Below are 14,201 nucleotides of genomic sequence, written 5' to 3' on the forward strand. Positions count from 1 at the left end.
CTTTTCGTGTTTTTATATCCCGTTTGGGGATAGGTCGAGGGAGGCCGCCTTATCTAACAGGCGGTAAATCCCTATTATGAGAAGCACCACGCATAACGCGCATAACGCTCCCCAAACTCCAACGGATGCCTGTTCGTAAACCACCGGGGCAGTTTTATACAACACAAACAGTAGCGCGGTTAAGGAGAAGCAAAAGGCTGTGCAGATAAAACCTTGCTGTCCGCTATGTGCGTAAGCTTGAATAAACAAGCAACCGCAACAGGCAATCAAATAGGGAAGCAACAGGTATAAGGCGATGCTTCCTGTGCCAAGTTCCGCTTTTGTATTTGCAAGAAGAAAAGAAACCGTAAGCAACGGCACATTGCCAATACCGATAATGAAAATCCGGGCCAGCAATAGTTTGGGAATTGAAATCCGTGCCGCCATTTCTGTTTCAAGCATTCTATACCGCGCCGAACGCCCGATAAAAGGGATGCTGGTCATGGCGATAAAGACCGCAAAACATCCGAGCAATACTGGCAAATGGCGTGGAGCGAAATTAGAAACAGCCCCTATATCCGAAAGGCCAAACAGCCAGAATGCACACAGTAACATAAACCCCTGCAATAGCCAAACCGGAGCGCCGACAAACCGCACCTGTCGTAACAGGAAGGCCGGATGCCTGATACGCTCCCGATTCCTGCGGTTTTGGTATGCAATGCGGGCCTCCCGCATTGTTTGTACCAAATGTTCCTCCGATATTTGTATGGCGGGCCGGTCTTTCAGCGCGGCCTGTAATTCTAAACGCAGTTTTTTGTTCAACTATCTTTCCTCCTTACCAAAATCTCTTTCAATTCTTTTAAGTGCGCTCCGCAACCGGGATTGTACTGTGCGCATTGGTACACCGATGATCTCCGCGATTTCCCTGACTTTCAAGTCGTGTACGAAGCGTAACAGAACAACTTCCCGTTGTTCGTCGGGTAAGCCGCGCAGCAGCCACAAAAAATTTGCATCCGATTCAATCTGTTCCAAGTGGCTGTCGTATTCCTGCAAATCATCCGGCAACTGTTCCATAGTCTTTTTTCGGCTATAATCAATGCACACATTGGCGGCGATTTTGTAAAGGTACGCCCTAAATTGGCCGCGATGGACATACGCATCAAGGTGTCGGATGGCTTTCAAAAAAGTATCCTGTGTTGCATCCTCGGCCGTCTGCCTGTTTGGTGTATGCCATAAGCAATAGCGAAGAATGTCTGGATAATAAAAGACAACAAGTTTATCCAGACTGGCGCTATCACCATCTCTAATTTTTTGTAGCAACTCATCTTCATGTATCAAGGTTAATCCTCCGGAAGATTCCCTCAAAATATAGAACGTTCTATAGCATCTAAAATGATTGAGGCCATCAAATTTTTTAATTTGCCCTCATAATATAACGTTTGATGATGCCCAAAATAATCAACTTTTTAAACTTATGCAATATGTAATATATATTTCAAAAACATTATAAAAACTTGTATTTGTCAGCTTGATAGTTGAACAGTTGTTGATAACGGCTTGATAATTGTAATAACTTTTCATGAGGGCCCTAACTTTTCATCGAAGCCCACGAAATAAGTGAATATAAGGGGATCAAAGCCTTGAGGCACAAGTATTTTGTGCATCTCAAGGCTTTTTGCATTCTTAAACAACTTTTCTGTAAGTCTTGTTCCTCTTCTATATTATTTGAGTGATGAAATAGGTTGTATTTATCCTATTTTGCATATAATATAAAAAGTAGGAGGTGCTCTGAATGAACATTAACACAAATAGCCTGGTATCCATTACCGAGGCCAACCAGAATTTCTCCAAGGTGACCCGCCTGGTTGATGAGAATGGTGTAGCAGTTATTTTGAAAAATAATGTGCCGCGTTATATTATTACCGAATTCAGCCAATTCCAGGCCGAGCAGGTAACGGATAACGAAGATGTGAAAAGCGTCGCCAGCCGACTGATTACCAAGCACCGCGCCGCATTCGAGGAACTGGCCAAATGAAACGGTTGAGTGTCCCGCATATTGTGCTGATGCACAGTGCTTTATACGAGGAGAAACAAATTGTGAAAAAGTTATTATTCCTAATTATTATAGCGCTTTTTTCATTATCATTAGGTGCTTGCGCAAACAAGACGGAAAATAATGGACCGCTGTCCAAAGAAGGAATTGCACCTTATGAATTAACCGAGAAGGAAACGTATTTATTGGATTCTTTTGGCTTGAGAAACGAATCTCAAATTATAGAGTTTAGTGCACCTGACGAAGCAATTACTCTAAGTGTAAATGTTTATTGTCTTGGTGACGATGGCAAATGGAACAATACCGATGGAGGGGCAATTTCAATAGGCAAGGAGAGAGAGCCTGTTGAAAATTTAAAGGGCATTTTTACAATGGCGCTAAGAGAAGATTATGTGATTGATTTTATTATCAATAGCAGTGGCAAAGCTTCATACAAAACAAAGAAAATTACATTGGAAACCGAAGCTATAGCATCAGTTAAGGCTTTTTTAGAAGAGTTTCAAGTAATCGAGCTTAATAAAGAAATTCCAGTCGCGCTTATGGTATATGACAGCGGTACGACTATGAGAAGTTATTCCGTGCAAGACTATTTTGAACCGGCGAAGTTTGAGGATATGGATTTAGTTCAAGCCTTGACATTAACTTTTTCCGACAAACAAATTTAGCTTCCTAAAAATGTACGTAAAAATGAAGCAGGAGGACTTGAACCCTCGTGGAAGTGCCCTTTGTTTTTATTATTTTTATGATAGATTAATCGCAGATTATTAATTCTTAGGGGGAGAAATGAAAATACGGGATGAATATACCTGCCCTTTGGAGCTGACACATGACATAACAAAGGGTAAATGGAAGCCTATTATTTTATGGCAGCTTGGAAAAGGAAAAAGTTCATTATCACAGCTTGAGCGTGACATAAAAGGAATTAATCAGAAAATGCTTTTGGAACAGCTAAAGGAATTGCTTGATTACGGAATGATTGCCAAGCAGTCTTTTGAGGGATACCCCTTAAAAGTAGAATATTCCTTAACCGGACGAGGCCAGAAACTGCTTGAAGCTGTTACAATTATGCAGGGCGTAGGAATCGAGCTCATGAAAGAAAACGGTATGGAGGATGTTCTAAAAAAGAATGGCTTTCTCGGTTAATCAATACCCACAAAAAAGTGGGTAATTTATTTATGCGCTTTCACATATTACAATTTACACGAATAGGTAATTTCTTAGGGGGAATGTAATATGTTGAAAAATGCAGCACAAACAATTGGAGATTTGATTGATAAACAGAACGTTTCATTTATAAGTTCTATAGATGTTGAGGGGTTTCCTTATACAAAAGCCATGCTGTCCCCAAGAAAACGTGAAGGGATTAAAACTTTCTACTTTACAACCAATACTTCTTCAATGCGTGTGGCTCAATATCGTGAAAACCCTAAAGCATGTATTTATTTTTGCGACAAACGATTTTTTCGGGGGGCTATGCTGAAAGGCTTTATGGAAGTGCTGGAAGACATCGAAAGTAAAGAAATGATTTGGCAGGAGGGCGATACAATGTATTACCACAAAGGAGCTACCGATCCCGATTATTGTGTTTTGAAATTTACCGCTCAATCAGGCCGATATTATTCGAACTTTCATTCCGAGGACTTTATTATTGAATAGTATGTAGATTAAGCATATATGGAATGAAAGACGATGGCATCTTTTTTTACCTAAATTCTCATTAGTAACCTTAACATTTAATTCGATACTAATTCCTTCAACTGGATTATTGTTAAAAATATAAGCAAAATCAATGGATGTCTGAACTACCTGCTTTCTCTCTTCATCGTTAGCGGAGAAAAGCAGGTTTTTGTGTTTTTCAATCTCTTTTAAAAACAATTCATTAACTTTTTCTGTTTTCTTAATAACTTCAGCTCTTATAAGTTTTTCTCGAGGTTGTCAACTTTTAACTCAGCTTTTTTAAAATCTGCACATGGTGACTCGGATGCTGGTATTACCCCTACCAAGAAATGAGCTTTTCAACTTTTAGCGGTTAGGGAGGGAAAATATGTAATGCCTGTAACATTTAATAAAGAAACTGCGTCTTATATTTTGAAAAGAGGTGAAAGGTGAATCTCATGAATAGCGACGAGCAATTAGAGTTTTGGATACAGCAGTATGCGGAACGCTTAACATATTTGGCATACACATATGTTCGTGATCAGACACTATCACAGGATGTTGTTCAAGAGGCATTCATAAATGCATATCGGTCAATACGGCGTTTAAGGAACCCTAATAATCCTCTTTCTTGGCTTATGAAAATAGTAATTAACGAGTGTCATAACGTATCAAGGAAAAAGGGTTGGCGGCAAGTTACATTTGAAAATTTTCCTCAACAACAAACTCCGAGTGCAGAGGATGAATATTTTCAGAATTCTCGGCATCAAGAAGTACACCTGGCAATTTTATCCCTTCCTGAAACCTATAGAACTCCGATTGTCCTGTTTTATTTCGAGGAACGCTCAGTGCAAGAAATCGCAGATATACTAAACCTTAATTCTGGTGCAGTAAGAACGAGATTAGTTCGTGGTCGAAATAAACTATATGAGGAATTAAAAAAAAAGGGTGAGCAAAATGAATTTGGAGGATCTTATTCGGGAGACAAAGCCACTATACATTTCCGTTAATCAAGAGGAAATGACAAAAAACGTTTTTAAAGCAATTAGAAATCAAACGCAATGTACCAGAAAATATAAAAGTTCGTGGCTCAAAAGATGCGGTGTAGTCGCAAGCATCACAGTTTTGGCGATGGGAGGCACCTTTGCATCCGGCTTTGTCTCCCCCGCTATAGCAAGTATGCTATCTCAAATACCACTTATCAACACGGCATATAACCTGCTAGAGAACCCAGCATTATCACCAAAAGGAGTAAGACAAGCTGTTACACAAGGTTTTGATATCAAAGTGAACCAAGTTAGTTCCAATAATGGAATTACCTTAACAATTAACAATGCGTATTGTGCTCCTAATGAGTTCGCTTTTGACATGGTTGCATCTTTCAGCTCGAACGTTACAGAAAGCCCTATAATTCGCACAAGTGATATGCAGATATCGATTAATGGAACACGTAAACTTTATAACCTTGATGGAGGTACGTTTGAGCCGACAGCGGATGGCAAGTACGCGGGGATAGTACACTTCGATGCCCATAATATGCAACCATATTCTTTGCTGCCGAATCAGTTCAACCTTGAAGTTTCTATTACTAAAATTGGCAATATAACAGGACAATGGAATTTCATAGTTCCATTGTCCTCAAAAGATGTAAAAAACGCAACAAAAGTATTTGAACCGATGATAACTAAGACCTTTAATAGCATCACTTTCACTGTACAAAAAGTAATGGTAGCGCCCAGTGAAATCGAGATTGACTGTGAACTAAAACAACCACTTACAATTATCGATGCAAGCACACCTCATTTGAAGCAACTTGCGGCTTATGATCAAGCGGGCAATAGACTTTCTGGTGGCATTGTAACCATTTCGAAGGCACAGAGAAATGGAAACAGCAATATCATCAAGATTACGGCCAAATATACACCGCCCACTGAACCACTTAGCAATTTAACTGTTAAAGCAGATGGCGGACTAAACGGACTGTCTATCCCTTTCGCAATGCAATATTCTCAATAGTAGATGAAGTGTTTATACAAATGAAAAGAAGATACGGAGGATACAGCAAGAATTTTTATGATTGTTTACTATGCCTAAAATTATTCCGATTGGAGATTTGAAAAAGACAAGTGAAATCTCTCAAATGTGCAAAGAGACAGCAGAGCCGATATATTACCAAGAACGGCTATGGCGATATGGTTATCATGAGTGTAGAGATGTATGAAAAAAAATTATCCATGCTGGATGTGTATAACAAATTGATGTATCTTATGCAAAATAATCACGAGGCTATCATCGGCAAAGAAGTTTTGAGGAAGTTATATTCGGTGCAGGTTGCCGATGCCGCATATCGCTGTATGTATTCACACGTTGAATTTCTTGCACGGGTCAGTGTTTCGGCAGTGGAGAGACTTTATTCGGAATTGGATGAATCCCTTGCATTTCTTGCGGGCAGCCCAAAAAGCTGTCCGATTTACATACCCTAAAATACCAAATGTGGTTTATGTTTATGACATTCAAGACTGCCGTCAAGATACCGACAAGAGTCTTATTTAGTTGCGAAGGGAGGTTTGCTGTTCTCCCGTCATGGAATGACTTTTCTCCTTTTATTGAAGCTTGCAAATTTAGGTATTAAAAATAGTGGGTCAACTCAACAAACAGGAATTTGTATCCTTGTGTTATCCCCAGAACCTAATCTGCAAACTTAGATTTGTTCCATTGGCATTCTGGGGTATAGAACAACTCATTGTTCTGCCTCCTCGTCTTCAGTATCGATGCAAAAAGGATGACCGGAAGGGTCCAGCATGGTTCTGGATGTGCTGAAAAACTGTTGGCTAGCTTCTGTCGCACCACATTCAAGCGCGTGTTTAACACCTTCTTCAAGGTTGTTCATGCATAGATCAAGATGAAGCATTTGCCCTTGTTTACCTGGTTGCCACGGCCAAACAGGAGGTTCATAGCCTTCTACCTCTTGGAAAGCAATCACTGAGCCTGTAGGAGAGGTAATGGCGGACCATCCATTTTCCTGCGGATGGGTCCACTCCCACCCCAAAAGCTTGCTATAAAAATCAGCCATTATTCCTGCGTCAGCACAGTCAATGACAATGTTTATCATGTTGATTTTAGGGCGATTGTCTCTTTCTCTGCTCATGAATAACCTTCCTCTCATAAATCAGGTTAAAACACTTAGGCTAGTTAATTCCTGCTCGTGCGTTATATGAAGAATAGGATATGGCTAACAAACTTAAACCACACTATGAGGTTGTTTCGTTATTATTATGCCATAAATCAACGTAAACGAAACCGGGAGAAACTCGTCGGCATCCTCAGAACCAACCTGTCGGCGACCTTGTCCGAAAAAACGGCAACTCCGGACCAGGCAGATAGAGGACGCAACACTGGTCATATGGGACTGGGCATCGTCACGCTTGATCTGGAGTCCTTCGGCGAACATTGGGGCACCTTCTTTTTAACGCCAAAGGGGCGGCATCGAACAGGGTGGAGAAAACATAAAGCCTGAGCAATCCAAGTACCGGTCAACCGTGTATATCCCTTGCGATTACTGGTACACCGTTTCTGTCGAGCGGGATCACCATGTGAATTTCGACCATGTACCGGAGAAAGTGGCGGCTCTCCTGGATTACTGCTATTCGGATCAACCGGGAATGAAGAATGACCTCCAGCAGAACGGTCCGGATTTGGGTTAACGCCGGACCGTTTATCATGAGTAATCTTCCGTATAGCATCTCTCCTTTAAGATGTAGGTGTTTAGACGGACAAGATAATGGCATCTATATTTGGAATGCCTTTTTTTGATATTATAAAGCACATAGTCTAAAAACTCTATCCGCCGTTATTTCCTATGCTCAATGCTTTACTTTCCGGAGAGATACCGAAAGGAATAAAAAAAGGCTTGACTGTAAACAAACTTCACACCTTATCATTGGCAGTGAAGGGAGGCATTTATATTATGACGATTAAAGAATTGGAAGAAAAATCCGGAATCACAAGGGCCAATATACGTTTTTATGAGAAAGAAGGTCTCTTAAATCCTGATAGAGGCAAAAACAGCTATCGTGAGTATAGTTCGGAAGACTTAAAAGCCCTGAACCGCATCATTATCCTGCGTAAATTAGATATCCCGGTAGCGGAGATCAAAGAGATTTTTGAAGGAGCGGTTTCTCTGGAAGAAGCCGTTAAAAAACAGAGAGACGTATTGAGCAGGAAAATTGAATCCCTGCAGGGAGCTCTCGATATCTGTGAGCAGATAACAAAAGAACACGTTGATATCCAAGGGTTTGATGAGTCTCGCTATCTGGAGATGATTGAGCAAAAAGAAAAACAGGGACGGTTCTTTAAGGATATCGCCAAGGACTACCTATCATTTGAGTTGCTTATTTTCGGGAATATGTGGAAATATGTTTTTTTTCATAATTTTAACGGGGCCAAGGAAAGATATGGCATCAAATTTGCGCTTATCATTGTCCTGATTATGTGTGCGGTACGTGGTATTGCCAAACAGTTTATATGGCATTCAGGCACTTTCCTGGAAGGCTTTTTATATCCGTTTGTCCTTTTTGCCATTGGCTCGGCGATACTGCTGCCGATTTATATTTTAAGTAAAACGCATCCTAAGATAGCTTCTATTTTAGAGAAAACGCTTCTAACGATTTGTATTACTATTCTGGCTGCAGTCTTTGTTCTGTTGATTGTTCTGATTCTGAATTTCTGGTTACACTTTCTGTTTTAAGTGAACACATATCGTTTTATTCTTCTTTTCGAATGCCTACAGTAAATTGGACAATTGTTTTTGGACAGTCCATTTACTGTGGGCATTTTTTATCCCTACAGGCAGCTGGAAAAGTCACATTCTGAAATCAATCAAAATAGAGTACAGATGTTCTTCTGAGCAGTTCCTTGATCAGCTTTCGCATACTCTCTGGTTCCAGACAGACACAATGATCGCAGTATCCGATAAGCAAGCGTGCCGTAGCTTCTTCTACCGGCAGCCGGGTTGTAACGATATAATGCCTGTCGCCATCAGGTACAAGACTTTCATCGCCAAAGAAAGCAATCATATCCTCCCATATCTCATCATCAACGCGGAGCCGAACCACTTCCTTAACGTCATTAGGAAAACCGTGGTGATCGAATTGTTCCATAGGTATATTATGCAGCTCATAAGCTTCTTCAAGCAACTGTACATGCTTCATGCGTATCAGCTTAAAAGTGCGGTATTCCTGATGAATACGGCAATAGCCTTGAAGATACCAGTTCATATCTTTTAGAAGCAGGCGGCATGGTTCTACTTCACGGGTACTTTCAATTCTTTTTCTTGTGATATATTGAAATCGAATAACCCGCTGTGTATCCAGCGCAATTCGTACCGTGTCCAATATCTGCGGAAGGACGCCCTTTCCATACCACGGAGACAAATCTATCTTAATCTGATTTGCCTTCATTTCTATTTGTTTATATTCTTCTTGGGGAATCATTCCGCGCACTTTTGCTAAAGTATTGACCAGCTTATCACCGGGAAAACTGCTCTTTATGTGTCCAAGTCCGATGAGAAGCGTTGTAATATCGGAAGCAGAAAACAGTCGCTTTTCCATCTTGTAGGAATCCATAATGCCCACTCCGCCGCCGGGGCCGGTAGAGGACACGATGGGTATTCCTGCTTTGCCGATGGCTTCAATATCCCGGTAGATTGTGCGTAGGGATACCTCGAACATATCCGCCAGCTCGGAAGCTCCAATAACATCCCGCTCCATGAGCACCATAATAATTGCAACAAGTCTATCTATTTTCATATCAAACCCTCAAGCTATTTTTAGTTTAGTATACCGCAAATTACTGCCATATAGCTGTCAGTTATCTTGAGTATAATGAAAATATCATAAAGCAAAGGAGTATTCATGAATGACAAATATCAATCCTCACCTATTATTTATCAATGCGTGTGTGAACAGAGAAACATCCCGCATAAACCGTTTAGCCGGAGAGTTGATAAATCTGCTTAAAGAAAAAGCGGGATATTCTGTAACAGAGCTGGTTTTAGAGAAAGAGAATATCCAGGCACTCAATTCTGAAACCTGGGAAAACGGTTGGCTCTTTCCCACAATGGCGAATTCACGGACGAGATGTTCAAATACGCGCATCAAATATCAGAAGCAAATTGTATTGTAATCGCCGCTCCATATTGGGATATGACTTTCCCGTCGATGTTAAAGAATGATATCGAAGCAACCAGCGTGGTCGGCATTGCATCGCGGCTGAAGGTCTTGATGCCAGACCAAATGAAGTGGAAACTATTTTGCAAGAAGCCATTGAGGATTTACCAAATAAGATATAGTTTTTGCAGCCACAACCTAAAAAGTTTTTGATTATGCCCCAAAATTACTGACATATAGCTGACAGTAATCGTGGGGTATAATTGTATCAAAACAAAGGAGAGTTCAATGATGACAAATATTTATCCCGATCTGTATCAGTTTACCGATGTGCTGGAGCCGATCAAGCTTTCCATGCACCAATATTTATTAAACACGGAGGAGCCTGTTCTTATCCAAACCGGCGCTGTGCCGCAGGCACAAGCTACCCTGCCCATGCTCAAGGAGCTGCTGGGTGATCGCCCGCTTAAATACATTCTCATTTCACACTTTGAATCGGATGAGTGCGGCGGTCTATCATTGGTTTTGAAGGAATACCCGAACGCCGTTGCTGTTTGTTCAGAGGTCACGGCGCGGCAGCTTTGGGGATTTGGCATCGCACAGAAGGTTGAAATAAAAAAACCGGGCGATACATTGAGCGGAAAGGATTTTGAATTTGAGGTAATCGCTTATCCCTCCGCTGAAATGCATCTGTGGGAAGGCGTTCTGTTCATGGAAAAGAAACGTGGCATCTTTTTCAGTAGCGACCTGATGTTCAGCATGGGCGAAACTCACGGGCAGGTTATGGAAACCACTTGGGAAGATGCGCTGAAGGCCAGCGGAGCAGAGCAAATTCCCGTTCCTTACGTACAAAAAAAGCTGATTGACGATTTAAATACTCTCAGCCCCGCCTTTGTCGCATCCGGCCACGGTGCATGTTTGAAGATAGTATAATAAGGATGAAATCAAGTGAAAGGCGGCATTTTCTGCTGCCTTTCACTGCTTTGGGAGAGAAAGTAAAAAACGCCGTACACTTCGATCCCATAATATGCAACCATATTTTTTGCTGCTGAATCAGTTCAACCTTAAGTTGCCGGGGAAAAATGACATGCTAATCATAAGATTGCAGACAAGAAAACTAAGCCCCAGTTCACCTGTCATATTGTCTCTATCCTTGTGTAACCCTCACATAACAAATAATGAGCGCCATGGTACCATTTGACCCTACCAAAGGGATATCCCGAAAGGCATAACCTCAGCTTCTGCATCGGGATGCTGTTGCGGATATGTAAAACCACTTTCTTCCTCGTATTCTATTTGTGTTTATGGCAAAATAAAAGTGTAACATTCCGGAAGTAAAAAAATATGGCAGAAATATGGGCGTACGCCCATTGCCAATAAAAAACACTGCCAGCCCGCACCTTCTTTCATTCCTATTTGTGCGGACGCGTAGCGGCAGAATGGAGATTTTTATGCAGATCAACCGGTTTTTTGAGCTTATATATATACTTTTGGAAAAGCATACCGTAACCGCTGTGGAGTTTGCCGAGCGTTTTGAGGTGTCGGTGAGAACCATATATCGTGATGTGGAAATGCTTTCTCGGGCAGGTGTGCCTATTTACATGAGGAAGGGCAGAGGTGGCGGCATATCCCTTTTGCCGGGCTTTGTCCTAAATAAAACATTCCTCACCGAGGAAGAAAAAAGCGAAATTCTCTCCTCTATGCGGGCGTTCGACGCAGTAAGTCTGGCCAATAACAAAACGGCGCTTGACAAGCTTAGCAGTATGCTGGGCGGACAAAACACGGACTGGATTGAAGTTGATTTTTCTTCTTGGGGCTATTTTGAAAATGAGGCGAAGTATTTTTCCATGCTGAAAACCGCAATTATCGAAAAATACGTTGTCACCTTCCTTTACGCAAGCGGAAAGGCTGAAAAACTGCCTCGTGAGGTTATGCCGCTGAAAATGGCGTTCAAAGGGGCGGCGTGGTATCTTTACGGTTTTTGCACCATGCGCAAGGATTACCGCTTTTTTAAACTGAGAAGAATCACCGAGCTTTTTGTAACCCAGAAACGATTTGAGATGAAAGCTCCCGTCAAGGTGCTGGAGAATCAAAAATTCGATAGCACGTTTTTCATAAAGACAAAGATGCTGATTTCAAAAGAGATGGCATTTCGGGTTTATGATGAAATGAGTCATTATGAATTAACTGAAACCGGCGATTTTATATGTGAGCTCTATTTGCCAGATATCAGTACGGCTTGTACTTATGCAGCTTCCTTCGGCGAGCACTGTACGATCCTTTCTCCTGACGAGGCCATTTCCAAGTTGAAACGCAGATTGGAAAATTCCTTAAATCATTATTTATAATATGACATTCTGTTGTCATATTGTTTCGTTTATACTGTGGTTATACTCAAAAAATGAAAAGAGGTAATCATAATGAATTATGAAATCGTTACATTGAAAGAGAAAATCGTAGTAGGTACCGGAGCAAGAACAGGGAATAATGACCCCGACTGCGTAAAAATCATCGGTGGCTTATGGCAAAAGTTTATGGGCGATGGCATTTGGGAATCCATAAAGAACAAAGCGAATGCTTATTGTATCGGGCTTTATTCGGATTACGATGAAACTTCCTATGACGTTACCGTCGGCTGTGAGGTTATGGAAAACGGCAACCCCGAGTTGACCGAAAAACGAATTGTCGCCGGACAATATGCTGTGTTCAGTGTTAAAGGCGATGTTGTAAAAGACGTGGCGGACGCATGGGAGAAAATCTGGGCTATGCCTTTAGACAGAAGCTTTTCCGGCGATTTTGAAGAATATCTGAGCAACAATAACGGCGTTGCGGACATTAAAATTTACATTGCGCTAAAATAAGGAGTTAATACAGTTGGACGGCTACAGCGGGAACAATCAAGAAAAAATCCATTTCGTGGAAGGCCGCCTGATTTGACGGAAAATCACGAGGTCCTGCCAAAGAATGCGATAGACTGGGACGGTTATCAGGTTTTCTGGAAAGAGTGGACCCGGAGGAGAAAGGAGGCAGACCAATGAAAATAGGGGATTTGGAAACGGAGTTGGAAAAGCATTTGCTGGAGCCTGCTTTTACAAATTATCCCGGGCATGTGAAAGAAGCAAGAAATCCGGTTCGAGACTGCCTTGATTAGGCAGCTTCATAGCAGGAAAAGATGGAACACAGAGCCCCCCCTCACTTCAGAGGTGGGTACCCGAACAAAAGCTGGATGATGTATATGAGATTGAAGATATCGGCTGGTGCAATGGCAGGTTTGAGGTGATTTTAATTCCGGATAATTTAGAGCATGAAGCGAGATGCGGGAGCTGCTCTCCATGTGCAAGACAGCGTCCTTCTTCTTTTATTTTGCTTGGCACTTGATTTCTCCTGGAGAGAAACCGTAATATTTGCGAAAGGTTTCTATAAAATGGCTCAGATGGACATATCCCGCCTCCACGGCAGCCTCAGACACACTGAGACCCAAATTGCGCAGACAGAACAAGGCTCGCTTCATGCGGCAGGAGATAACAAATTCGTAAACGGTGGTGCCATACAGTTGCTTATATCCTTCGGTCAGTTTGCGCATATTCACACAGTACTTTCGCGATAGCTCTTTTAATGTCGGTGGATCGATATAATTATTTTCAATCTCTGTGTGTATGTTTCTCAGCGAAAGAATATCCTCTTTCCGCATATGAAGCGCGCGAGCTTGGTGATCCGTTTTTTGTTCGGCAATAAAATCAAGCGCGAGAGAAAACAATTCCATTGATTTCGCCTGCAGAAATATCTGTTTTGAGGCTCCGTTCATTTCAACGCTTTTCATCTCGGATAATGCGGGCCAGAATCTTTCCGCCTCATGATCGGGAATATAAGCAAAGACGTCCGCATACTTGTAGGGGAAAAATGCTCTTATATCCAGAAAATTATATAACCAGGACCGTTCCAGATAAATATTGAGCGCATAGTGGTAGCCGGGGACGATACAATATTCCAGTTTTTGATTCAGGGATTTGTCCTCAAATAAAAACATCAACCGGCATCGTATGCTCTTTAATCGTCGCCAATGCTCATCCTCAAAAAAGACCGTCAGCTCGATTCCTTCGTAATGAGGAATAAAGCGGATCACAAAAGGTTCTTTTGCAATGAGCTTTTGAAAAGCTGTCTCAAATCCGGGCGTGAATATCAAGCGCTCTATTTCATAGTTGAGTAAGGACGTTTCACCGGAATATAAAAAGCCTGATTGTGTGATTTTTTTTTGCCCACCGGTTATGGACAGCAAGTATTCGTAGAACTCTGTCGAGTTGTGGATGATGTGATAATCTTTCATGGCCCCTCCAAAAAAGATCATA

The 14,201-nt window shown here is 41.6% G+C and carries 18 protein-coding genes; 12 read left to right on the plus strand and 6 right to left on the minus strand.

The window, feature by feature from the left end; translation table 11 throughout:
* Nucleotides 1-12 precede the first annotated feature (12 nt).
* Nucleotides 13-801 carry a hypothetical protein gene (locus tag SGLY_RS06455; RefSeq protein WP_013624467.1) on the minus strand — a complete coding sequence of 263 codons (789 nt, stop codon included), beginning with the start codon at nucleotides 799-801 and terminating at the stop codon, nucleotides 13-15.
* A complete protein-coding gene (locus SGLY_RS06460; protein ID WP_013624468.1) occupies nucleotides 802-1,317 on the minus strand; it encodes an RNA polymerase sigma factor in 516 nt (171 codons plus the stop codon). It abuts the gene before it with no gap.
* 454 nt (nucleotides 1,318-1,771) lie between these two features.
* On the opposite strand from SGLY_RS06460, the gene SGLY_RS06465 reads away from it, so the two are divergent.
* The 7 genes from SGLY_RS06465 to SGLY_RS18635 all read left to right on the plus strand — a co-directional run bounded on the left by SGLY_RS06465 (nucleotide 1,772) and on the right by SGLY_RS18635 (nucleotide 6,171).
* A complete protein-coding gene (locus SGLY_RS06465; RefSeq protein ID WP_013624469.1) occupies nucleotides 1,772-2,014 on the plus strand; it encodes a prevent-host-death protein in 243 nt (80 codons plus the stop codon).
* Nucleotides 2,015-2,076: 62 nt separating this feature from the next.
* A complete protein-coding gene (locus SGLY_RS06470; protein ID WP_041445124.1) occupies nucleotides 2,077-2,697 on the plus strand; it encodes a hypothetical protein in 621 nt (206 codons plus the stop codon).
* A 118-nt stretch (nucleotides 2,698-2,815) separates the two neighbouring features.
* On the plus strand, nucleotides 2,816-3,175 hold the full coding sequence (locus tag SGLY_RS06475; RefSeq protein ID WP_013624471.1) for a winged helix-turn-helix transcriptional regulator: 360 nt from the start codon (nucleotides 2,816-2,818) through the stop codon (nucleotides 3,173-3,175).
* 90 nt (nucleotides 3,176-3,265) lie between these two features.
* Nucleotides 3,266-3,688, plus strand: coding sequence for a pyridoxamine 5'-phosphate oxidase family protein (locus tag SGLY_RS06480; protein WP_013624472.1), 423 nt, complete (start codon nucleotides 3,266-3,268; stop codon nucleotides 3,686-3,688).
* Nucleotides 3,689-4,146: 458 nt separating this feature from the next.
* Entirely contained in the window at nucleotides 4,147-4,698 is a 552-nt protein-coding gene (locus SGLY_RS06485; protein WP_148228089.1) for an RNA polymerase sigma factor, read from the plus strand.
* Entirely contained in the window at nucleotides 4,646-5,704 is a 1,059-nt protein-coding gene (locus SGLY_RS06490; RefSeq protein WP_013624474.1) for a DUF4179 domain-containing protein, read from the plus strand. The genes SGLY_RS06485 and SGLY_RS06490 overlap by 53 nt, the downstream gene beginning before the upstream one ends.
* A gap of 110 nt (nucleotides 5,705-5,814) precedes the next feature.
* Nucleotides 5,815-6,171 (plus strand): hypothetical protein, encoded by a 357-nt coding sequence (locus SGLY_RS18635; protein ID WP_013624475.1) that lies wholly within the window; start codon nucleotides 5,815-5,817, stop codon nucleotides 6,169-6,171.
* 257 nt (nucleotides 6,172-6,428) lie between these two features.
* Here SGLY_RS18635 and SGLY_RS06500 read toward each other — a convergent pair whose 3' ends face one another.
* Together SGLY_RS06500 and SGLY_RS18110 are read right to left on the minus strand one after the other, a co-directional pair.
* Complete coding sequence (locus tag SGLY_RS06500; protein ID WP_013624476.1) at nucleotides 6,429-6,836, minus strand: VOC family protein; 408 nt, start codon at nucleotides 6,834-6,836, stop codon at nucleotides 6,429-6,431.
* A 93-nt stretch (nucleotides 6,837-6,929) separates the two neighbouring features.
* Nucleotides 6,930-7,139 (minus strand): hypothetical protein, encoded by a 210-nt coding sequence (locus SGLY_RS18110; protein WP_013624477.1) that lies wholly within the window; start codon nucleotides 7,137-7,139, stop codon nucleotides 6,930-6,932.
* Between the two features lie 516 nt (nucleotides 7,140-7,655).
* Here SGLY_RS18110 and SGLY_RS17070 point away from each other — a divergent pair.
* Nucleotides 7,656-8,435 (plus strand): MerR family transcriptional regulator, encoded by a 780-nt coding sequence (locus SGLY_RS17070; protein ID WP_013624479.1) that lies wholly within the window; start codon nucleotides 7,656-7,658, stop codon nucleotides 8,433-8,435.
* A gap of 127 nt (nucleotides 8,436-8,562) precedes the next feature.
* On the opposite strand, the gene SGLY_RS06520 is transcribed toward SGLY_RS17070, so the two are convergent.
* Nucleotides 8,563-9,495: a helix-turn-helix transcriptional regulator gene (locus SGLY_RS06520; RefSeq protein ID WP_013624480.1), complete on the minus strand. Its 933-nt coding sequence runs from the start codon at nucleotides 9,493-9,495 to the stop codon at nucleotides 8,563-8,565.
* A gap of 109 nt (nucleotides 9,496-9,604) precedes the next feature.
* On the opposite strand from SGLY_RS06520, the gene SGLY_RS06525 reads away from it, so the two are divergent.
* The 4 genes from SGLY_RS06525 to SGLY_RS06540 all read left to right on the plus strand — a co-directional run bounded on the left by SGLY_RS06525 (nucleotide 9,605) and on the right by SGLY_RS06540 (nucleotide 12,716).
* Nucleotides 9,605-9,871, plus strand: coding sequence for a hypothetical protein (locus SGLY_RS06525; RefSeq protein ID WP_013624481.1), 267 nt, complete (start codon nucleotides 9,605-9,607; stop codon nucleotides 9,869-9,871).
* 272 nt (nucleotides 9,872-10,143) lie between these two features.
* On the plus strand, nucleotides 10,144-10,788 hold the full coding sequence (locus tag SGLY_RS06530) for an oxygen-binding di-iron domain-containing protein (RefSeq protein ID WP_013624482.1): 645 nt from the start codon (nucleotides 10,144-10,146) through the stop codon (nucleotides 10,786-10,788).
* 518 nt (nucleotides 10,789-11,306) lie between these two features.
* Nucleotides 11,307-12,203, plus strand: a complete 897-nt coding sequence (locus SGLY_RS06535; protein ID WP_013624483.1) for a helix-turn-helix transcriptional regulator — start codon at nucleotides 11,307-11,309, stop codon at nucleotides 12,201-12,203.
* A gap of 72 nt (nucleotides 12,204-12,275) precedes the next feature.
* Nucleotides 12,276-12,716 (plus strand): GyrI-like domain-containing protein, encoded by a 441-nt coding sequence (locus SGLY_RS06540; protein ID WP_013624484.1) that lies wholly within the window; start codon nucleotides 12,276-12,278, stop codon nucleotides 12,714-12,716.
* A 497-nt stretch (nucleotides 12,717-13,213) separates the two neighbouring features.
* Here SGLY_RS06540 and SGLY_RS06545 read toward each other — a convergent pair whose 3' ends face one another.
* Nucleotides 13,214-14,179: a helix-turn-helix transcriptional regulator gene (locus SGLY_RS06545; protein ID WP_013624486.1), complete on the minus strand. Its 966-nt coding sequence runs from the start codon at nucleotides 14,177-14,179 to the stop codon at nucleotides 13,214-13,216.
* Between the last annotated feature and the right edge of the window lie 22 nt (nucleotides 14,180-14,201).

The organism is Syntrophobotulus glycolicus DSM 8271 (assembly GCF_000190635.1).
GTDB lineage: Bacteria > Bacillota > Desulfitobacteriia > Desulfitobacteriales > Syntrophobotulaceae > Syntrophobotulus > Syntrophobotulus glycolicus.

Bases quoted from the DNA above. Each gene is read 5' to 3' on its own strand.
- SGLY_RS06465 (WP_013624469.1), top strand. From the start codon at position 1,772: ATGAACATTAACACAAATAGCCTGGTATCCATTACCGAGGCCAACCAG.
- SGLY_RS06475 (WP_013624471.1), top strand. From the start codon at position 2,816: ATGAAAATACGGGATGAATATACCTGCCCTTTGGAGCTGACACATGAC.
- SGLY_RS06480 (WP_013624472.1), top strand. From the start codon at position 3,266: ATGTTGAAAAATGCAGCACAAACAATTGGAGATTTGATTGATAAACAG.
- SGLY_RS06485 (WP_148228089.1), top strand. From the start codon at position 4,147: ATGAATAGCGACGAGCAATTAGAGTTTTGGATACAGCAGTATGCGGAA.
- SGLY_RS06490 (WP_013624474.1), top strand. From the start codon at position 4,646: ATGAATTTGGAGGATCTTATTCGGGAGACAAAGCCACTATACATTTCC.
- SGLY_RS06500 (WP_013624476.1), bottom strand. From the start codon at position 6,836: ATGAGCAGAGAAAGAGACAATCGCCCTAAAATCAACATGATAAACATT.
- SGLY_RS18110 (WP_013624477.1), bottom strand. From the start codon at position 7,139: ATGTTCGCCGAAGGACTCCAGATCAAGCGTGACGATGCCCAGTCCCAT.
- SGLY_RS17070 (WP_013624479.1), top strand. From the start codon at position 7,656: ATGACGATTAAAGAATTGGAAGAAAAATCCGGAATCACAAGGGCCAAT.
- SGLY_RS06520 (WP_013624480.1), bottom strand. From the start codon at position 9,495: ATGAAAATAGATAGACTTGTTGCAATTATTATGGTGCTCATGGAGCGG.
- SGLY_RS06525 (WP_013624481.1), top strand. From the start codon at position 9,605: ATGACAAATATCAATCCTCACCTATTATTTATCAATGCGTGTGTGAAC.
- SGLY_RS06530 (WP_013624482.1), top strand. From the start codon at position 10,144: ATGATGACAAATATTTATCCCGATCTGTATCAGTTTACCGATGTGCTG.
- SGLY_RS06535 (WP_013624483.1), top strand. From the start codon at position 11,307: ATGCAGATCAACCGGTTTTTTGAGCTTATATATATACTTTTGGAAAAG.
- SGLY_RS06540 (WP_013624484.1), top strand. From the start codon at position 12,276: ATGAATTATGAAATCGTTACATTGAAAGAGAAAATCGTAGTAGGTACC.
- SGLY_RS06545 (WP_013624486.1), bottom strand. From the start codon at position 14,179: ATGAAAGATTATCACATCATCCACAACTCGACAGAGTTCTACGAATAC.